The organism is Pseudoalteromonas sp. 20-92 (assembly GCF_030847595.1).
In the GTDB taxonomy this organism is placed as follows: domain Bacteria; phylum Pseudomonadota; class Gammaproteobacteria; order Enterobacterales; family Alteromonadaceae; genus Pseudoalteromonas; species Pseudoalteromonas fuliginea.
On sequence record NZ_JANJGQ010000016.1, the window covers coordinates 16018 to 37682 of the forward strand.

Consider the following 21665-nt stretch of genomic DNA (forward strand, 5'->3'; position numbering starts at 1 on the left):
AAATGGCTGTACAAATATTCTGCCACTAGGCAGTAATAGATTAAGGAACATACAATGACACGAAATGAAGGCCAAGCCTCGGTTATCCTAGATAATGTTTGTAAGCTGATCCAAAAAAAAGTTCACGCTGATAATGTGTTACTCGTTGAAAAATTCGCCAAAGCCTTGTACAGCAACATGTCTAAAGAGGATTTGGCTAATCGTAACGATAGTGACTTATATGGCGCTGCACTAAGCCTTTGGAATTCGCTAGAAAAGAATACAACTGATAATGCTGTTATCCGCGTTTTCAATCCCGAAGTGGCTAAAGATGGCTGGCAGTCATCGCATACAATTGTTGAAATTATTGTTAAAGATATGCCTTTTTTAGTAGATTCAGTGCGTATGGCCATGACTCGTGAAAATATCGCCTCTCACTTATTACTTCATAGCCCACTTAAAATTCAACGTGACAAAAACACGAAAATATCGGGTTTATCTAATTTAAAAGCAGAGCAAGAATCGACGTCGACTAAAACGGTTTTCTTTATTGAAATTGATCGTCAAACAGATTCTTCTGTAATTGAGTCTTTCAAAAAAGAATTAGAATCAGTACTCGTTGATGTATCCGTTGCAGTTGAAGATTGGCAGCCTATTCGTAAAAAATTAATTGCGGTCACCAAAGAGCTACCTAAGCGTCGCCACAATAAAAATGAAAACGAAGTTGCCGAAACGGTAGAGTTTTTAGATTGGTTAGTTAAAGATAATTTCACACTAATGGGCTATCGCGAATATGAATTGAGCCCTGTGCAAGGTGACTACCAATTAAAAGGCAAAATGGACACTAGCCTTGGCTTGATGAAAAATTCAACTGAAGAACACACACGATTATTATCAGAATTACCAGAAGTAGCACGCCAAGAAGCGCGTAGCAGTAATTTATTAATTTTAACAAAAACCAATTCACTTTCTCGTGTACATCGCCCCGCTTATATTGACTATGTTGGTATAAAGCGTTTTGACGATGAAGGGAATGTAATTGGCGAAGACCGTTTTATTGGGTTGTTTTCTTCAAGTTTTTATAATAATAGCGCCGCGGATGTCCCTGTATTAAAGAGTAAGATTAACCGCATCATGGAGATATGTGACTTTGCTAAAGGCACGCATGCTTACAAAGCGGTTTTAAATATTTTAGAAACCTATCCCCGCGACGAGCTAGTTCAAGCGCGTGAAAACGAACTACTTGAAGTTGCCATGGGGGTTTTACAAGTACAAGAGCGTGACATGTGTCGCTTATTCGTTCGTAAAGATGCTTACGGCAGATTTTTCTCATGTATGGTTTATGTTCCTCGAGAACGTTACAACACAGCGCTTCGTCGTGAAACGCAAGATATTTTAGGCAACGCATTTAATTCTGACAACAAAGTCGAATTTACTACTTACTTTTCTGAGTCAACACTGGCGCGTACCCATTACACTGTTCGTGTGACCGATAACAATATTGAATATAACGTGAAAGACATCGAAAATAATTTAATAGAAGCTGCGCGTACTTGGGAAGACAAGTTGCAGTCTGCGCTTTTAGAATCAGCTGGTGAAGCACGCGGTAACGATTTAAACCGTAAATACTGTAATGCGTTTGCACGTTCATATAAGGATGAAGTGCTTCCCAGTGCCGTAGTTGTAGATATTGAAAAACTAGAATTATTGACCGACGAAAATAAACTAGAAATGTTGTTTTATCGTCCACAAGAAGAAGCTAATAGCAATATTGTACGATTAAGCTTATTCCATAAAGATGAGCCAATTCATTTATCTGATGTTATGCCAATGCTTGAAAACTTTGGTCTACGTGTTGTTGGCGAAACGCCATATTCAGTTAAAACCAGTGATGGTCGTATTAATTGGATCATGGATTTTTCTATGCTAATAGACAGCAAAGGAATGGCTGACTTTGATAAAATTTCAGCACGTTTTCGCGCTGCATTAACAAATGTTTGGGGCAACCGTCTAGAAAACGATGGTTTTAACCGTTTAGTTTTAATGGGTGGCCTAGCAGGTCGTGAAGCTTCTATTTTACGTGCTTATGCTAAATATATGCGTCAAATTGGTGTTACGTTCTCGCAAACGTATATTGAAAGTACTTTTGCTAATTACCCAAATATTGCTGCGCAAATAGTTAATTTGTTCGCTAAAAAGTTCTCAATTAAAGCCCCGGCTAGTGCTAAAACACTTGAGAAATTAATAGTACAAATTTACCTAGAACTTGAAAATGTTGCCAACCTTGATGATGACCGAATTATACGTTTATACGTTGATATGATTGTTGCAACGCTTCGTACTAATTATTATCAAAAAGATGCACAAGGTCAGTTTAAATCTTATGTCTCATTTAAGATTCAACCTAGTCTAATTCCTGATGTACCATTGCCACTTCCTGCATTTGAGATTTTTGTTTACTCCCCACGTGTTGAAGGCGTGCATTTACGTTATGGTAAGGTGGCTCGTGGTGGACTTCGTTGGTCTGATCGTCGTGAAGATTTCCGTACAGAAGTCCTTGGTCTGGTAAAAGCGCAACAAGTTAAAAATACAGTAATTGTACCTGTTGGCTCTAAAGGTGGTTTTGTATGTAAACAGCTACCGACTGAACGCGAAGCGTTTATAAAAGAAGGCCAAGAATGTTATAAAATATTTATTCGCGGCTTATTAGATATTACAGATAACATTGAACGTGGTGAAATAGTGCCAGCTCGAGATGTTGTTCGTCATGACGAAGATGATGCTTACTTAGTAGTTGCGGCTGATAAAGGGACAGCCACCTTCTCAGACATTGCAAATGGTATTGCGAATGAATATAACTTCTGGCTAGGTGATGCGTTTGCTTCAGGTGGTTCTGTTGGTTATGACCACAAGAAAATGGGTATCACTGCTAAAGGTGCATGGGAATCAGTTAAGCGTCATTTCCGTGAAATGGATATCGATTGTCAAACTACCGACTTTACAGTGGTCGCCATAGGCGATATGGCAGGGGATGTGTTTGGTAATGGTATGTTGTTGTCTAAGCATATTCGTTTACAAGTTGCATTTAATCATATGCACATTTTTATTGATCCTAACCCAGATGCAGCGACATCTTACCCAGAGCGCGAACGTCTATTTAATATGCCGCGCTCATCTTGGGAAGATTATAACAAAGACCTTATTTCTGCAGGTGGAGGTATTTTTTCTCGCGCGGCTAAATCAATAACATTAAGCCCTGAAATGAAAAAAATGCTTGGCACTAAAAAAGCAAGTATGACACCAAACGAATTAATGAAAGCATCATTAATGATGAACTTCGATTTACTGTGGAATGGCGGTATCGGAACGTACATTAAAAACTCTAAAGAAACTGATGCAGATGTTGGAGATCGTGCAAACGATGCACTTCGCATTAATGGTAATGAGTTGGGTGCAAAAATTATAGGTGAGGGCGGTAACTTAGGCGCAACTCAACTTGGCCGTATAGAGTTTGCAGCAAAAGGCGGGCGTGTCAACACTGACTTTATCGATAACGTAGGGGGTGTTGCGTGTTCTGATAACGAAGTTAACATTAAAATTTTACTTAATGGCTTAGTTGCGGAAGGTGATTTAACCCGTAAACAACGTGATGAGCTACTTTATTCAATGACTGATGAAGTCTCTGAATTAGTGCTTAAAGATTGTTATCGTCAAACGCATACGATTTCAATTACGCAATCGAAGGGCACGTCTACTCTTAAAGAAAAAATACGTTTTATTCATGCGCTTGAAAAAGACGGCAAGCTAAACCGTGCTATCGAGTTCATTCCTAGTGATGAAGAATTGGCAGAACGTGCAGCCGCAGGTAAAGACTTAACTCGCCCTGAGCTTTCAGTGCTCGTGTCTTACGCTAAAATGGTATTAAAAGAGTCTTTAGTAAGTGATGAAATTACTGAAAACCCATATTACCGCCAGCTGCTCGTCAAATCGTTTCCACGGCCATTACGTGAGAAGTTTAACGATGCGATGAACAACCATCCACTACGTAAAGAAATTATTGCAACTAAACTTGCTAACAATATCGTTAATGATATGGGTTTAAACTTCATGGTACGTATGCATGAAGAAACTGGCGCAAGCGAAGCTGAAATAGCAATGTGTTATTCAATTGCCAGTGAAATTTTTGAAATGCGCGATACATGGTCTTCTATAAGCGCACTAGATAATAAGATTCCAGCAGCTGTACAAACTGAGATGCTTTACCAACTTCGTCGTACTGTGCGTCGAACTACACGTTGGTTCTTACGTCATCGTAATAAGGCGCAAACGATTGAGCAAGGAATTGAGTACTTTGCACCAACATTCAAAGATTTAAGTGAAAACTTAAATACTTATATTGTTGAAAAAGAAAATGATCGCATAGTACAAGAAGCTAATAAGCTAATTGAAAGTGGTGTACCGGAAGCTATTGCTAAGCGAATTGTGGCATTATCAAGTTTGTTCTCGGTAATGGACTTAGCGGAAATTGCGAATAGTTCGGGCCGAGGTATCTCAATGGTATCTAATACGTACTTTAAACTTGGTGCGCGAATGGGTCTGCATTGGTTCTTAGATCAAATTACCCATCAACCGGTTGCAAACCATTGGCAAGCGCTTGCTCGTTCTTCTTACCGTGAAGAGCTAGATTGGCAACAACGTACGTTAGCTGAAGTAGTATTAAATAGCTTTGAAGCTGATGAAAAAGATGTTGATAGTCAAATAGATGAATGGATGGATAACCAAGAGTTATTATTACTTCGTTGGAAACAGATGTTGGCTGAATTTAAAACTTCACAAAGTCATGATTTTGCTAAGTTCTCTGTAGCACTTCGTGAATTAATGTTATTGAGCCATAATTGTAATACTTCAGGAAAATAATTTAGCTTTTCATTTGTTTTTATTCCACAAAAAATAAATGAATTGATTATTTTGTTATACAATACCTCAGCCTTGTCTGAGGTATTTTTTTGTCTGTATTTTAATAGAGGATTATATTCATGTTTTACGATTTAGCTCGCCGTTTTATGTTTACCCGTGATGCGGAGTGGGCGCATGAGTTTGCTCTAAGTAACTTACGTCGCTTCGCTAACACACCGTTAAGTGCCGCTTGGTCGCAAAGTATTGCAGACAAACCAGTTAATTTTTTAGGCCTTGAATTCAAAAACCCAGTTGGGCTTGCTGCAGGGCTTGATAAAAATGCTGAATGTATAGATGCATTTAGCCAAATGGGCTTTGGTTTTATCGAAGTCGGTACGGTTACACCGCGCCCTCAAGTGGGTAATGATAAACCTCGTATTTTTAGGTTGCCAGAGTCAAATGCAATTATTAATCGCATGGGGTTTAATAATAAAGGCGTTGATAACTTAATCGCTAACGTAAAAGCGGCAAAGTACAGTGGGATACTCGGTATCAATATTGGTAAAAATAAAGATACACCTAATGAGCAAGGTAAAGATGACTACATTCACTGTATGCGTAAAGTATTTGAGCATGCCTCATACATTACGGTAAATATTTCATCACCAAATACCCCTGGACTTCGTGATTTACAATATGGTGCAGCGCTTGATGATTTACTGCAAAGCCTTAAAAGCGAGCAACTTGATCTAGCAGCTAAACACAATAAGCAAGTTCCGATGCTGATAAAAATTGCGCCGGATCTGGATCAAATACAAATAGAGCAAGTAAGTGAGTCACTTTTAAATAATAAAATTGATGGTGTGATTGCAACTAACACTACGCTTGAACGAGCTGCAGTTATGGGGCAGCAATATGCAGAAGAGGCCGGCGGTTTGTCAGGTCATCCTGTTAGAATGCGCTCTACAGAGGTCGTAAGCGAATTAAAGCGTTTAACACAAGGTAAGTTGCCAATCATCGGAGTAGGCGGTATTGACGATGCTACATCTGCAAAAGAAAAGTTAGATGCAGGCGCAAATTTAGTTCAAGTTTATACTGGGTTCATCTACAAAGGTCCACAATTGGTAAAGACGATCGTTAACGGCTTATAAGGATCAGTTATCTAAGCTTTTGATCGTTCGATAAATGTTCTAAACAAATATTTAAAAAATGGTCAGAAGCGGTTATACTCTAAGCAACGTCTAATTATTTTAATAAACCCAAGGAGGAGTAAATGTTACAAGCATCAAAGCAATGGCAGTGGATTACTTGTCCTAATAAAAACCGTTTATTACTTGATTTAAATGACGATATGCAATTATGTACGCCTTATAAGTTAAGACAGTTAACGGATTCTGTTTTTAAGAATCCACGCTTTAGCCTCGAAGATGCTGCATTTTACGAACAAGTTTATAATTATCTGGATGGATTTGAATTGTGGTCTGCGGCTCAAATTTGTCAAATATCGCTAAATGCAACTGCTGTTAAGTATCACTTAAAACCCGTTTTAGCAAAAAGTTGGTTTTTTGAAGAATACACAGGGACAGAGCCAAGCGTAGAGGCAATAGTAAAATTAACATCTAAAGCGCAGTCAGGTGATTTTTTAATTGTAGAGCACTGCTCTGATGCATCTATTTGTTTGAATCTAAGTGAAACATTTAAATTGGACGAAAACTTATCTTTAGCACAATTTGAAGTAATCCGTATTTTGAATAATCGAGTCCACCCCATCCTAAATCAGCAATACCAAAGTCAAACCGCCTAGGGTCTGCTGATCTTTGTGGATTGAAATTTGTTCAAACTAGCGGCTATTTAATCGCAGCGCGAGATTTGTAACCTAGTGGGCTCGGTAACTGCTCCTTCGTTACCATACTGGCTTACATCCATGTAAGAATAAGTAAAACCGAGCAAAGCTTCCGCGTCCTGCTCACGCCCCTTACCTACATCCACTTAGGCAACAAAGAGTAAATAGCCCCTAGGAAGAACCGTTTGGGCAGCGCCTGTTTGGCATTAATGCTACGTTATCGCCCATTTATGGGGAATGACCACACTGCATAGGCTCTGCCTTGCCTAAATACCAAACAGACTGCTGCAATTTCAACCTTGAAAGTTCAACAGACCCTCATCAAATTTAAGTTTTTAAGCGTGTCTTTATGGCGTGTATGTCACTCAACCTATGTTATAATCCTGCGCAATTAGCTATTAAGGGTTATTACTTTGCAATTTATCGCACTTACTTCTATCGGAATCGAAAATTTATTGGTTGATGAACTAACAGAACTTGGCGCAACTGTGTCTAAGCAAACTGTTGGTTCTGTTCGTTTTGAGGCTGACTCATTACTGGCGCAAAAGGTTTGTTTATCAAGTCGTTTTGCAACGCGTGTGCTTATGCTTATTGAAGAAAAAGAAGGCGTAGATGACAAAAGTAGCCTGTATAATTTTGCGCGATCGCAACCTTGGCAAGAGTGGTTTGGACCTACTCAAACATTCGCTGTCGACTTCAACGGTACCAATGACTCATTAAAAAACACACAATTTTCTGGTCTTGTAATAAAAGATGCGATTGTTGATTATTTTAATGATTTATACGAGCAGCGTCCCAACGTTGATAAGCAAGACGCTAACGTACGTGTTGTTGCACGACTAAATCGTTACGGCGTTTCTATGTATATTGACTATTCTGGCCCTCGTTTGTCTGAACGTGGTTACCGTCAAGGCCAAGGTAAAGCGCCAATTAAAGAGCACCTAGCTGCTGCACTAATTAAGCGAAGTGGTTGGCTTGATAATGTAAAACAGCCTTTATTCGATCCTTGTTGTGGTGCGGGTACTATTTTAATCGAAGCGGCCGGCATGGCACGAAACGAAGCGCCGGGATTATTCCGTGAAGGCTTTGCTTTTGAACGTTTACCCAGTTTTAGAGCCGCTAAGTTTAAAGAACTTAAAGAAGAGTTACTTGCTAACATTACCGACCCTAAATTGTGGTTAATTGGCCACGATTACGATGAACAAGTTTTAAGTAAAGCGATTGATAATGCCAAACGGGCTGAGCTTGATGATGTTATTAAGTTTAAGCAAAGTGATGCCACTAAACTTACAGCCGTTGCTAAGTTACCTGGTGTGGTAATTTCAAACTTACCTTATGGTGAGCGTATTGGTTCTATGGCTGAGCTTGTTGATTTACACCGTAATTTAGGTGTTGGCTTTAAAAAGCACTTTAATCATTGGAAACTTGCCTTACTGGGTATGGACGAGAGCTTATTTAAACTTTTAAAACTTGTGCGTCTTAAGCGTTATAAGTTTAAAAATGGCCCACTTGATGTTGAACTTAACTTATATCAATTAGATGATAAGCAAGTAAGTTTGACCACCGATGATAAAAAAGCGCTTAATTTTGAAGGCTCTACGTCATTCGCAAATAGATTGAAAAAGAATAAGCAAGGCTTAAAAAACTGGCTTAAACAAAATAAAGTAGACGCTTATCGTGTTTATGAAGCGGATATCCCTGAGTACAATGTTGCTGTAGATATTTACGGTGATTCAGCGGTTATTTTTGAATATGCAGCGCCTAAAGAAATTGATGAAAAAACATCAGAAAAACGCCTGCAAGACGTAATAACATTGACTTCGCAACAACTTGATATCTCACCTGAAAATATTGCTGTAAAAGTGCGTAAAAAGCAAAAGGGTGAAGACCAGTATACCGCTATGTCTAAACAAAACCGAACTATGATAGTTGAAGAGTTTGGTGCTAAGTTTAAAGTTAATTTATTCGACTACTTAGACACAGGTTTATTTTTAGATCACCGTTTAATGCGTCGTTATATTCAAGAAAATGCAAAAGATAAACGCTTTTTAAACTTGTTTGCATACACAGGTACTGCCTCTGTGCATGCTGCACTTGGTGGCGCTAAAGCAATTACAACAGTTGATTTATCTAAAACCTATTTAAAATGGGGCCAAGATAACTTCGATTTAAACAATATCAGTAATACACGTTACCGTTTTGAACAAGCAGATTGTTTAAAGTGGTTAGAGCATGCGACAGCACAATATGATTTGATATTTTTAGACCCTCCAACGTTCTCAAACTCAAAACGTATGAAAGACGCGTTTGATGTGCAAAGCGATCACATTAAATTATTAACGTGGGTTAAAAAGATTTTAAGTCCATCAGGTACTTTGATTTTCTCTAATAACAAACGTGGTTTTGTAATGGATGAAGTTGGCCTGATTGGTTTAGGTTTAAAAGCCGTTAATATCTCAGATAAAACACTATCACCAGACTTCAAACGTAATAAAAAAATCCATAATAGCTGGCTAATTACGCATGGCTAAATGGATTTTATATCATACTGATGGTTGCCACTTGTGCGAGCAAGCTGAGCAACTTATCACTGATGTACTAAATGACAACAGTGAGTTATTACTAATCGATATTATGACTGATGAGCAGCTTATTGCTGAGTATCAAATTACTATTCCTGTATTAAAAAGTGAAAAAGGCGAGAAATTATATTGGCCTTTTACTTTACACTCTGTGCGCGAATTTTTAGCACAAGCAGAATAAGAGCAAATAAGAACTATGGATTTAATTAGAATTTTAAAAGCACAACTTGCTTTTGGTACACATGCTTTGCTTAACAAAGCAGATGCGGTTATAGAAAGTGGCGAAAGAGTGTGTGTTGTTGGTCGAAATGGCGCGGGCAAGTCAACGCTGCTAAAAGTACTTGATGGACAAGTTGTTTTAGATGATGGCGAAATAAATCAACTCGGTGGCATTCGAATTTCTCGCTTAGAGCAAGATCCACCAAAAGGTGCAAGTGGCACTGTATTTGATTACGTTGCGCAAGGTATGCCAGAAATTGCTAACTTACTCATTGACTTTCATCATGTTAGTAACGAATTGCAAACACAGTGTACTGATAAGTTATTAAACAAGCTTGAACGTTTATCAAACCAACTTGAAGCCGCTGATGGCTGGCGCTTTGATAGCCGAATTCAATTAGTCTTAACACAATTAGAACTAACGCCAGAGGCTAAACTTGAGTCTCTTTCTGGTGGTTGGTTACGCAAAGTGGCACTTGCGCGTGCACTTGTAAGTGAGCCTGATTTATTGCTACTAGATGAGCCGACAAACCATTTAGACATGGCAAGTGTCATGTGGCTTGAACAGTTTTTAAAAGAATTTAAAGGCGGCATTGTATTTATATCACATGACCGTGCGTTTATTCGCGCTGTTGCTACGCGTATTTTAGATTTAGATCGCGGTAAACTTATTTCGTACCCAGGTGATTACGCGACTTATCTCGAGCAAAAAGCGCATGATTTAAAAGTAGAAGAAGCGCAAAATGCATTGTTTGATAAGCGTTTAGCTGAAGAAGAAACGTGGATTCGCCAGGGTGTTAAAGCGCGAAGAACACGTAACGAAGGGCGTGTTCGAGAGCTAAAACAGCTACGTAATGAGCGTAAACAACGTGTTGATCAAGTTGGTAAAACTGACTTTAATATTGAAACAGCAGACCGCTCTGGTAAATTAGTATTTGAAGCTCAGCACCTTTGCCATGCATTTAAAGACAAAGTTATTGCTGATGATTTTTCGACACTTGTTATGCGTGGTGACAGAATCGGCTTAGTAGGTCCAAATGGTATTGGTAAAACAACACTATTAAAACTAATGTTTGGTGATTTAGAACCAGATAGCGGCATAACTAAGCAAGGTGTTAATTTAGAATTTGCTTACTTTGATCAGTACCGTGAAAAACTTGACGAAGAAGCAACAGTTCAAGATAACGTTGCCGAAGGTAAACAAGAAGTGATGATGGGCGGTCGTTCACGTCATGTTTTAGGTTATCTGCAAGACTTTTTATTCCCGCCAGCACGCGCTCGTACACCGGTTAAAGCACTCTCTGGTGGTGAAAAAAATAGACTGCTATTAGCTAAACTGTTTTTAAAACCATCTAATATACTTGTTCTTGATGAGCCAACGAATGACTTGGATATTGAAACGTTAGAGTTACTAGAGGACATTATTAATCAATATCAAGGTACAGTGCTGATTGTAAGCCATGACCGAGAATTTATTGATAATACATGTTCTAGTGTATGGGCATTTGAAGGCAATGGTAAAGTAACAGATATCGTTGGTGGTTATAGCGACTATGAAGCTTATGTTAGTTACTTAGCTGAACAAGAAAAAAAAATTCAGCAACAACCAGTAAAAAAAGTTGAAAAAGTAGTAACTCCAGCTGCCAAACCTGCAGCTAAGACAAATAAACTCTCTTACAAATTAAAACTTGAATTAGAGCAACTACCGAATAAAATGGAAAAACTAGAAGCTGAAATTGAAGCTCAACAAGCTGTAGTGAGTGACGCAGACTTTTTTAAACAAGAGAGTGATGTAACAACTAAAGCATTGAACCATTTAGCACAACTTGAGTCTGACCTTGAAGCTGCCCTTGAGCGCTGGGAAGAACTTGAAGAATTACAGAATCAGTAGTAAGGACTAAAATGAAATATAAATTACTCGCTGCCAGTATTTTAGCGACATTAAGCACTTCAGCAATAAGTGCGACATATCAATTAACTGAGTTAGGGTCTTCTGAAAACGCTAAACACTCTTACGTTACCGATGTTAGTGAAAGCGGCCATATTATTGGTGTCGCTAATGGTTTATATAATTTACCAATTGATACAAGCTATATAGATTTTTCAGAAAGTATTATCAAGAATAGTTACAGTAATACAGAAGATGTATTTGAGTTAAGCGATAAAGTAATTACCTTTACGCTTGATGATATCGAAAACAATGATGCTGTTGCGACTAACTCTGACGCTCATAGTTTTATGATTAGCTTTTTATCATCGATTTCTACAAATTTTGAGTATCAGAAAATAAGTTCATTAATAGGCGTTAATTTTAATGATTCTACTTTAACAGAGCAGCCTTTATTTGATATAGCTTCAGTTGATTACGATGGATTAACGCGCTCTACTACGAATTTGTATAATGCTGTTAGCGAAGATGGTGTTTCAGTTGGTTGGGGCAGTGCACCCTACGATAAAGTTTTATTCACTCCTGATGGAGATGACGAAGCTGAAACATGGTTCACTCATGAATTTATTGAACGAGGCATCGTAATTGGCGCAGATGGTTTACAAGTTCCGTTAATCCCTGAGTTTAATGAACATGGCGGTACAAGTCGTGCTAACGATATTATAAAGACAAACAGCGGATACACGGTTGTTGGAAATATATCAATAGATATTCCAGCAGATAGGTTAGAAAATATTGAAGATAGTTGTGATAATGAAGATGAACCTATATCTGTATGTGTTAATTTATTAAATTCTAATATTTCACGAGGCTTATTTAATAAGCGTGCTGTTAAATGGGAACTTGATGAATCGTTAAATATTACTTCTGTCGAAGAACTTGGTTTAGCACTGACACCTGATGAAGGTGAAACTGAAGATGATGCATTTATAAGTACTGCACTTGCGGTTAATAGTAATGGTGTTGCTGTAGGTTCATCGCATACGCGATACTACAAAGATGATGACATTATATTAACCATGCCCGTTTATTATAAAGATGGTGCGGTAGTTGATTTTATAAATCAAGAAGATGATTGGCAAGGCGGTAAAGCATTAGCAATAAGTAATAATGATGTTGTTACGGGTTATGCTATTAAACGAATTGAAGGAACACTTCGAAATAAGTTTTTTTATCATGATATAGCAACAGGCAATACGGTATTTCCTAATGACTATTTTTCTAGTTCAAGTTCTTATGGTAATGATATAAATAGCCAAGGTTATATTGTTGGGGAAGGTGAGGTAGGTGTTTCAGATAGCTCACGTCGTAAAGAGGCATTTGTATACAAGATTGGCGAAGATAAAATAACCAACCTAAATGACTTATTACCATGCTATGAAACTGATGGTGAGACAAATTATGCTTATACAATGGCTGAAGCTAAAGTAATTAACGAAAATAATGAGATTTTTGGTGTAGCAACCAAAACAGTTGAAAAACGTGATTCGTTAGGTGGAATTGTTACTGATATTGAAGGCAATATTGAATTTGAAAGTGTCGCAGTTGCAGTAAAGTTAACTCCTATTGCTAATGGTGAAGTTGAAAACTGTGCACCTCCTGAAGCAGAAGTTTATGAACGTAACTCTGCGAGCTTTCCTTGGTTCACATTATTATTACTACCCTTAGTTGGCATAAGACGTATATTCCGTTTTTAATTAACTAAAGTGATTTGCATAAAAAATCCCAACTTCATTAAGTTGGGATTTTTTTCGTCTATAGTAATTAGAGCTTATAAATATTTGGTTATTTGTTGCGTGTTGCCCACGCTTTGACTACCGAACGTCGCCAAATAATATCTATACTAAAGTAAGCAATTATGCTCGCGATAGAGGCGCATACCAATGAGCCAATTAAAAAAGCGGGTCCAATGGTTTCTATACTTTCTAGAAACCAAGCCCAGCTAGGTTCGAAGGCAAAGTGTTGCTCTGGCTGGTTTAAAATTAATGTACCAACTAAATACGACCCGTAGAATATAGGGGGCATAGTTAATGGATTTGTAAGCCAAACTAAAGCAACCGAAATAGGTAAGTTAACTCTAAATACAATAGCTCCAGCTGCGGCTAAGACCATTTGAAAGGGAACAGGGATGAAAGCAAAAAATAGCCCAACAGCAAATGCTCCTCGAGCGGACCGTCTATTTAAGTGCCAAAGATTTGCATCTTGCAAAAGGTGCCCAAAAATTCTTAGATATTTATGATGTCTAATTTTATTTGGATCAGGTAAAAATCTTTGGATCGTTTTTTTAGCCATTTAAAGCAACCATTTACATCAGTGTGGATAAGTCTTGGGTTTGTAATTGGCTGTATCGCAACCGTATTTTATTATCAAACTCTCGAATTTATAATATTCACAATATCAGTCCTTATTGTGAGTTTGTATTTTAAGCCGTTTTTAAATGTATTGTTAGGCTTTATTTGCGCTATTTGCTGTGTATCACTGCATTATTATACTTTTTATAATTTTGAAAGCCCAAAACAGGATGAAAAGTATGCATATGCAGCTGATCTAATTGTCGAAGATATAATTTCAAATAAGCAACCTCAATACATAAGAGTAAAAATAATAGAACTTGATACTGCTCAATACGCATATTTTAGGGCACCGAGTGCAATGCTGAGTGTGAATTCTGAACAAATACTTTTTGTTGGTGATACTTTTAAAGCAACAATAGCTATAAAAAACTTTCGAAGTACTAAAAATTTTAATGTATTTGATAACGAGAGATATGCTTTTACACAACGAATATTTTTTAAAGGAAAAATACTCAATAAAGAACTTATTGTTGCGCGTAATAAAAAACACAGCCACCTTATAAATTATAGGGAATATATAAAAAGGACTTACAGTAATACAAAACTTAAATGGCTATATTATGCACTATTAACGGGTGATAAGTCGTTAATGAGCTTTACAGATAAGCAATTAATGCAATCATTGGGGTTGAGCCATTTACTGGCAATATCCGGATTACACATCGGGTTAATATTTGGTTTTTGCTATATAATTACGCGATTTTTATTTAAACAAATAAAATACGCTGGTAAGCAGACTAAAAACCTGTCTGTTATTTATAGTCTAGTTGGCTTTATTGGATCGTTTATCTATGTATATTTGAGTGACTTTTTAGTTTCAGCTACACGCGCCTTAATCATGCTTGGGTGTTATTTAGCACTCTACTTTTTGGCAAAACAACCATTACGTTGGCGAAGTATTTTATATGCACTTGTTATTCTGCTTATAATTAATCCTTTTAATGTATTAAACGCTGGGCTGTATTTCTCGTTTATTGCTGTGGTTATTATATTTCTAGTTGTTAAGCAAATACCGATTTTTAATACATCATTTCTAAATAAGGTCGTTGCATTAACTGTCGTTCAAATTGCTTTATTTATTGGTTTATTACCACTTTCATTATACTTCTTTAATGGCGTGAGCTTAGTTGGTTTAGTACTGAACTTAATTGCTATCCCATTACTTTCTTTAGTCGTTATGCCTTGTCTAATTATTATCACATTTATTAGCAGCTTACTTGATATAGGCATAATTATTAGTGTTTTTGATGAAAGCTTAAGTTATTTATTCGAATGGCTATTGAAAATACCTAGTTATATTCGTTGGTTAAATATAGGTAATATTGACGCTATTGTTGTTGTTTTTTCATACATTACTATTTCGATTTTTTATTTAGTCCCATATAAATGGCTAGCAGGTATCCCATTAAGTGTCATATTGTTTAACTACTTAATAGTGGATAAGCCAAAATGGCAATTACATGTTTTTGATGTAGGACATGGATTAATGGTGCTAATAGAAAAAGATAAACATGCACTAATTTATGATTTTGGGCCTAGTTATTTTAATCGTTTTAGTCGTACCCGTAGTATTTTACTGCCCTTTATTGAGTCAAACAATCTTACTGTATCAACAGCTATTTTAAGTCATGAAGATAACGATCATGCGGGCGGTGTAGATCATTTTATAAAAGCAGGCTACGAAACTCGTTTTACCACATTTCATCCCAATAACTTACAAGACATTTGCAAAGTAACCAAAATAGATATTTTTGGCCTTCAAATTGAAAGCTTTAAAACGTTAAACTTCAAAAATGAGAATGATGATTCATGCGTTATTCGTGTTGCTGATAAAACCCACAGTGTCTTATTAACGGGTGATATATCTAAACAACGAGAGTTGCAATTATTGCAAGAGAACTATTTTTTAAAAAGTACCGTTATGCTAAGCCCACATCATGGGAGTGATACATCGTCTAGTAATGAGTTTATAAGTGATGTAAATCCTAAAATTGTTATTCATTCTAGTGCTTACAAAGGACAATGGCACTTCCCGAAGGAGGAGGTTGTTGATCGTTACGACAAAATAAAGGCAACTCAATATGTGACAGGTCAACAAGGACAAATAAGTATTGAATTTTACAATGATAATGTTCGAGTAAAAGCGGCTCGCGAGGATGAAAGTTACTGGTTTATCAAAAATTGACGTTTTGTTTTAGTGTGCCTAAGGATACAATAGAGTCTGTAATTGTATGAAGAGAGTGTTATGGATCAAAGTACTACACAAATTTATAAACGGTTAATTTCTTACGTCGGTGCATATAAGAGTGTAGCCTTCGTCGCTATTATAGGAATGATTGGCTATTCAGGAATGGACGCGCTATTTATTCAATTAATGAAACCATTTATTGATGAAGGTTTGAACCAACGAAACAGCGATGTATTAAAGTATGCTCCATTTGTTGTTATTGCATTGGTGATTGGGCGTGGTATTTTTAATTTTATGTCATCGTATTGTTTAAGCTATGTAGGTTCACAAGTTGTACGATCTTTACGCCAAGAGTTATTTGAGCACATATTGCATTTACCCGTTTCTTTTCATGACAAAAACTCTACGGGCGATTTAATTTCAAAAATCACTTTTGACACAGAGCAAGTTCAACAAGCAATAACTAAAGCGCTACTTATTGTTGTACGTGAAGGGGCCTTTGTCGTCTTTTTACTTGGTGTAATGTTTTATACCAGTTGGAAGCTCTCACTTATATTTCTAGTCATCATCCCTCTTGTCGCTATTATTGTAGCGGTTGTATCGAAACGTTTTCGTCATATTTCTAAAAGTATCCAATCAGCTATGGGGCAGGTTACACGTAGCTCTGAACAAATGCTTAGCGGACATAAAGTAATTCACGGGTTTGGTGGACAAGAGCAAGAAATAAATAAATTTTCTAAAATTAATAATCATAACCGTCAGCAGCGCATTAAAATGGATGCGACAAAAGCCTTAAGTGTATCCATTATTCAAATACTCGCCGCAAGTGCTATGGCTGTTATTTTGTGGGTGGTATCGATGCCTTCTATGATTGATACTATAAGCTCTGGGGATTTTGTTGTTTTGATATCATCAATGATGATGTTGCTGCGCCCACTTAAACAATTGGCTAATGTTAATAGCGATATGCAACGTGGCATTTCTGCATCTCAAAGTATATTTTTAATACTTGATGAAAACGTAGAGAAAGATACTGGCACAGTCGCTGTTGATAAAGTTAAAGGGTTAATTGAAGTAAAAAATGTAACCTTTAAGTACCCAACTAAAGATGAAGCCGTATTAAACGATTTGTCGCTAACGATTAAAGCGGGTGAAAGTATTGCCTTAGTAGGGCGCTCAGGTTCGGGTAAATCAACTATTTCTAATTTATTGCCACGTTACTATGATTTAGATCTGCCGAGTGAAATATTACTTGATGGCATAGCCCTGCAGGATTATAAATTAACAGATTTGCGTCGCCAATTTGCTTTGGTTTCTCAGCAAGTCGTGTTATTTAACGATACGATTGCCAACAATATTTGTTATGGCATAAAGCATGATGTAACTAATGACGAATTAGTACAAGTAGCAAAACAAGCGCATGTTTGGGAGTTTGTTAAAGATCTTCCAGAACAATTAAACACCATGGTAGGTGAAAATGGCGTAATGCTTTCTGGTGGTCAACGCCAGCGAATAGCTATAGCGCGTGCAATATTAAAAGATGCACCTATTTTGATTTTAGATGAAGCAACATCAGCACTTGATACAGAGTCTGAAAAGCTTATTCAGCAAGCGTTAGAAACGCTAATGAAAGACAAAACCTCAATTGTTATTGCGCATCGCTTATCTACTATTGAAAACAGTGACCGAATTTATGTTATTGATAACGGTCGTGTAATAGAAAGTGGCGATCACAATAGCTTATTAGCAAATGACGGTACGTATTCAGCCCTTTGCAAAATGCAGTTTGGTGATCAGGCGTGAGCAAAATAGAACAAAGTTGGTATAAACCATTTGGTCTAATTACTTTATTGTTATTACCATTAAGTGCTCTGTTTTGGATTGTATCGACATTTCGAAAATGCTTGTACAGCGCTAAAATAATTAAAGCGTTTGAGTGTAAAACGCCTGTTATTGTAGTCGGCAATATAAGTGTAGGCGGCAATGGTAAAACACCTTTTGTTTTGTGGTTGTATGAGTATTTGACCGAGCAAGGTTTATCAGTGGGTATTATTAGTAGAGGCTACGGTGGGCAATCAGATAATTACCCGCTGTTAGTTACTTCAGTTGTTAACGCCCAACAGGCTGGAGATGAGCCTGTACTTTTATACCACCGTTTAAAATGCCCAATAGCGGTTGGTCCTAATAGACAACACAATATCGATTTATTAGAAAATAACTATACGCTAGATGTCATTATTTCTGATGACGGAATGCAGCATTATAAAATGCCACGTAGCATTGAGTGTTGTATTGTTGATAGTGAACGCCGTTTTGGTAATGGCTTTGTTATGCCAGCAGGGCCACTTCGCGAAACAACTAAACGCTTACAAAATGTGGATATAGTAATTGAAAATGGTGGTGAGGCTAATAATAGCTACACGCTAAAAGTAAGTAACTTACGATTAGTTAATTCAAGTGATGATGTAAAACACACAGTGGCTCATGCACATGCAATAAGTGCAATTGGTAATCCTAAACGCTTTGAAAACTCACTTGAAGCACAAGGCATTACGTTATTATCGACTCATCATTTTAAAGATCATTATGCTTATACAGCCGATGATTTTGTCCAGTTTGGCGATGATTACATTATAATGACCGAAAAAGACGCCGTTAAATGTCAGTCCTTTGCCAAACCTAATTGGTATTATTTACCAGTAGATGCACAACCTACCGATAGCGTTATAAATAAACTAAATTCATTATTAAAAGAAAAAGGAATACTCAATGGCCTTTGATACAAAACTACTCGAGATAATTGCTTGCCCAGTAGGCAAGGGTAAATTACGTTTTGATAGAGAAAATAACGAACTAATTAGCACGGCAGCTAAACTTGCTTATCCTGTAAAAGATGATATTCCAGTATTGCTTGAAAATGAAGCGCGTGAGTTATCTTTAGAAGAGGTTGAAAAGTGGAATTCGTAGTTGTTATACCTGCGCGTTTTGCATCAACCCGACTACCAGGAAAACCACTTGCCGATATATGCGGTAAGCCAATGGTTCAACATGTTTACGAAAAAGCATGTTTATCAGGGGCTAGCAAAGTTATTGTAGCAACCGATCATCAAAAAGTATTTGATGCAGTAAGTTTATTTACTAGCGACGTAGTAATGACTCGCGAAGATCACCAGTCTGGTACTGAACGGTTAGCAGAAGTAGTTGATTTACTTGAACTTGATAACGATACAATTGTGGTTAACGTACAAGGCGATGAGCCATTACTTGCACCAGAAAACGTATCTCAAATTGCTGCACTATTAAGTGATTCAACAGCACCAATGGCAACGTTAAGTGTTGCTATTGAAGAGCGTGATGAAGTATTTAATCCTAATGCCGTTAAAGTGGTGAGTGATATAAATAAAAATGCCCTGTATTTCTCTCGTGCAAGTATACCGTTTGATAGAAATACAATGATGGATGATAGCACTGCTCTTAATTTATCACCGTTCCAACGCCATGTAGGTATTTATGCGTACAGAGCGGGTTTTATTAAACAATATATAGAACTGAGTGTATCACCACTTGAATTGCTTGAATCGCTTGAGCAGTTACGTGTTTTGTATCATGGTTATAAAATCAAAATAGAACAAGCTCAAATAGCTCCCCATGCAGGTGTCGATACGCCCGATGACTTAGCTAAAGTGATAGCGCATATTAAAAGTAAAAACGTGTGAGTGAGCAAGTAAGTAAGATATTAAACGTTGTTTATACACATAACGATTTTTATATTTTAGAAAAGCCAGCAGGTCTTAATTTTCATTCAGAGGAGGGGCCTGGTTTTGTTGTGTTAGCCGAACAACAATTATCGCAAAAACTTTATGGTGTTCATCGTTTAGATAAAGTGACATCAGGGCTTATTATTTTAGCAAGAAACAAAGCCTCTGCAGCCGCCTTTACTGTTATGTTTACTGAGCATGCGATTAATAAATTTTATTTAGCGATTAGTGATGCTAAACCTAAAAAGAAGCAAGGGTGGATAAAAGGCGATATGGCTAAATCTCGCCGTGGCTCATTTAAGTTACTAACGAGTACACTTAACCCTGCAATCACCCGATTCTATTCTCTGAGTTATAAGCCAGGATTTAGAGGGTATATTTTAAAACCTTATTCAGGAAAGACGCATCAATTAAGAGTGGCACTAAAAAGTGTGGGCGCAGCTATTTTTGGCGATGCAATGTATTCAGGCACGCCTTCAAATCGTACCTATTTACATGCATATGCGTTAAGCTTTTTATGGCAAGGTGAACAAATACAGCTAACTTTATTACCCGATAGTGGTGATGAGTATTTGGCGTTAATTAAACATCAAGATTTTCAAGCATGGCAATCGCCATGGCAACTGGATTGGTAAATGAGCGAAAAAGTTACAGATATACGTTTTGGCGGTATTAAACGTTTATATGGTCATCAACAGTTTGATTGGCTTCAAGAAGCACACTTTTGTGTAGTAGGTATTGGTGGTGTAGGAAGCTGGGCGGCTGAAGCGCTCGCGCGTACTGGTGTTGGTAAAATAACATTGATTGATTTGGATGATATTTGCGCCACTAACGTAAATAGGCAAATTCATGCGTTAACGGGCACTATTGGTCAAGCTAAAGTCGATGCAATGAAAGCGCGCTGCGAGCTTATTAACCCAGAATGCCAAATTAGTGTAATAGATGATTTTATTACACTTGATAATATTCAAGAACATATTCAAGGTTTTGATTATGTGATTGATTGTATTGATGCAGTTAAAGAAAAGGCGGCATTAATAGCGCATTGTAAACGTAATAAACTCCCTATAATTACAACCGGTGGTGCTGGCGGGCAAACTGATCCTAGCCAAATAACTTTTGGTGATGTAGCTAAAACTACGCAAGACCCATTACTTGCAAAAGTGCGCTATATTTTGCGCAAGCAGTATAATTTTAGTAATAACCCTAAGCGTAAGTTCAATATTGATTGTGTTTACTCAACAGAGCAATTGGTTTACCCAGGAAGCGATGGCAGTGTATGTCATGCTAAGCAAAGTGCTGATGGCTCGATGAATATGGACTGTAATAACGGTTTTGGATCTGTGACTATGATCACAGGAAGCTTCGGCTTTTTTGTTGCGGCAAAAGCTGTTCGAAAATATTTGGATAAAAAGCAGCGTCTACTTACAACGCTTGATTGTGATAGAGCTTAGAGCACTTTTTGTTGTGCCATGGTTTTTATTTTTTCAATCATGGCTTTAATTCCATTGCCACGAGAAGGGCTTAAGTGACTAATTAAGCCTAATTTTTCAAACTCTTCATACGCATCAATTTTAATTACCTGCTCTGGTGTTAAACCGTTATACAGCGCTAATATTAAGGCTAGTAAGCCTTTTACAATACGTGTATCTGAGTCACCTATAACGACTAAAGAGCTCTCTGTTAAATCAAACTCTACAAACATCCACACTTTACTTTCGCAGCCTGGTACAAGGGCATCATCAATTTTCAGCGATTCTGGTAATATAGGTAATGTTTTACCCAACAGCATTATTTCACGATATTTTTGCTGCCAAGCGGGTGCATTTTTTATAGATTCAGTGACTTTTTTAAACGTATTTGTCATGAGTTATCCTAATTAATTCTATTAAAGTGAC

16 protein-coding genes are annotated in these 21665 nt (G+C 37.2%); 14 read left to right on the forward strand and 2 right to left on the reverse strand.

Translation table 11 applies throughout. The features are described from left to right. Positions 1–54: 54 nt before the first annotated feature. The 7 genes from NRL14_RS13675 to NRL14_RS13705 all read left to right on the forward strand — a co-directional run bounded on the left by NRL14_RS13675 (position 55) and on the right by NRL14_RS13705 (position 13164). Positions 55–4896 carry an NAD-glutamate dehydrogenase gene (locus NRL14_RS13675; RefSeq protein ID WP_306724891.1) on the forward strand — a complete coding sequence of 1614 codons (4842 nt, stop codon included), beginning with the start codon at positions 55–57 and terminating at the stop codon, positions 4894–4896. Between the two features lie 119 nt (positions 4897–5015). After that, positions 5016–6026 (forward strand): quinone-dependent dihydroorotate dehydrogenase, encoded by a 1011-nt coding sequence (gene pyrD / locus NRL14_RS13680; RefSeq protein ID WP_149605442.1) that lies wholly within the window; start codon positions 5016–5018, stop codon positions 6024–6026. A gap of 122 nt (positions 6027–6148) precedes the next feature. After that, positions 6149–6679 carry a cell division protein ZapC gene (locus NRL14_RS13685; protein WP_149605441.1) on the forward strand — a complete coding sequence of 177 codons (531 nt, stop codon included), beginning with the start codon at positions 6149–6151 and terminating at the stop codon, positions 6677–6679. 452 nt (positions 6680–7131) lie between these two features. Next, positions 7132–9249, forward strand: a complete 2118-nt coding sequence (gene rlmKL, locus NRL14_RS13690) for a bifunctional 23S rRNA (guanine(2069)-N(7))-methyltransferase RlmK/23S rRNA (guanine(2445)-N(2))-methyltransferase RlmL (protein WP_033039018.1) — start codon at positions 7132–7134, stop codon at positions 9247–9249. Further along, positions 9242–9481, forward strand: a complete 240-nt coding sequence (locus NRL14_RS13695) for a glutaredoxin family protein (protein ID WP_002961779.1) — start codon at positions 9242–9244, stop codon at positions 9479–9481. The genes rlmKL and NRL14_RS13695 overlap by 8 nt, the downstream gene beginning before the upstream one ends. 15 nt (positions 9482–9496) lie before the next feature. Continuing rightward, complete coding sequence (locus NRL14_RS13700) at positions 9497–11410, forward strand: ABC transporter ATP-binding protein (protein WP_033028381.1); 1914 nt, start codon at positions 9497–9499, stop codon at positions 11408–11410. A gap of 11 nt (positions 11411–11421) precedes the next feature. After that, positions 11422–13164: a DUF3466 family protein gene (locus NRL14_RS13705; RefSeq protein WP_306724892.1), complete on the forward strand. Its 1743-nt coding sequence runs from the start codon at positions 11422–11424 to the stop codon at positions 13162–13164. An 88-nt stretch (positions 13165–13252) separates the two neighbouring features. Here NRL14_RS13705 and NRL14_RS13710 read toward each other — a convergent pair whose 3' ends face one another. Next, positions 13253–13759 carry a DUF2062 domain-containing protein gene (locus NRL14_RS13710; protein ID WP_033014898.1) on the reverse strand — a complete coding sequence of 169 codons (507 nt, stop codon included), beginning with the start codon at positions 13757–13759 and terminating at the stop codon, positions 13253–13255. Between NRL14_RS13710 and NRL14_RS13715 the strand changes: the two genes are divergently transcribed. Genes NRL14_RS13715 through tcdA form a run of 7 tightly spaced genes read left to right on the forward strand, consistent with a single transcriptional unit; the run spans position 13739 to position 21221 of the window. Next, entirely contained in the window at positions 13739–16006 is a 2268-nt protein-coding gene (locus tag NRL14_RS13715; RefSeq protein ID WP_306724893.1) for a DNA internalization-related competence protein ComEC/Rec2, read from the forward strand. The genes NRL14_RS13710 and NRL14_RS13715 overlap by 21 nt on opposite strands. 60 nt (positions 16007–16066) lie before the next feature. Continuing rightward, a complete protein-coding gene (msbA, locus tag NRL14_RS13720; protein WP_033014902.1) occupies positions 16067–17812 on the forward strand; it encodes a lipid A export permease/ATP-binding protein MsbA in 1746 nt (581 codons plus the stop codon). Next, a complete protein-coding gene (lpxK, locus tag NRL14_RS13725) occupies positions 17809–18789 on the forward strand; it encodes a tetraacyldisaccharide 4'-kinase (RefSeq protein ID WP_306724894.1) in 981 nt (326 codons plus the stop codon). Before msbA ends, lpxK begins: the two co-directional genes overlap by 4 nt. Beyond that, complete coding sequence (locus NRL14_RS13730; protein ID WP_007375741.1) at positions 18779–18976, forward strand: Trm112 family protein; 198 nt, start codon at positions 18779–18781, stop codon at positions 18974–18976. The genes lpxK and NRL14_RS13730 overlap by 11 nt, the downstream gene beginning before the upstream one ends. Further along, positions 18964–19725: a 3-deoxy-manno-octulosonate cytidylyltransferase gene (gene kdsB, locus NRL14_RS13735; protein WP_306724895.1), complete on the forward strand. Its 762-nt coding sequence runs from the start codon at positions 18964–18966 to the stop codon at positions 19723–19725. The genes NRL14_RS13730 and kdsB overlap by 13 nt, the downstream gene beginning before the upstream one ends. Then, entirely contained in the window at positions 19722–20402 is a 681-nt protein-coding gene (locus NRL14_RS13740; RefSeq protein ID WP_007375743.1) for a TIGR01621 family pseudouridine synthase, read from the forward strand. The genes kdsB and NRL14_RS13740 overlap by 4 nt, the downstream gene beginning before the upstream one ends. Continuing rightward, positions 20403–21221 carry a tRNA cyclic N6-threonylcarbamoyladenosine(37) synthase TcdA gene (gene tcdA, locus NRL14_RS13745; RefSeq protein ID WP_096793187.1) on the forward strand — a complete coding sequence of 273 codons (819 nt, stop codon included), beginning with the start codon at positions 20403–20405 and terminating at the stop codon, positions 21219–21221. Here the strand turns inward: tcdA and NRL14_RS13750 are convergent. Then, positions 21218–21634 carry a SufE family protein gene (locus tag NRL14_RS13750; RefSeq protein ID WP_007375745.1) on the reverse strand — a complete coding sequence of 139 codons (417 nt, stop codon included), beginning with the start codon at positions 21632–21634 and terminating at the stop codon, positions 21218–21220. The genes tcdA and NRL14_RS13750 overlap by 4 nt on opposite strands. Positions 21635–21665: the final 31 nt, after the last annotated feature.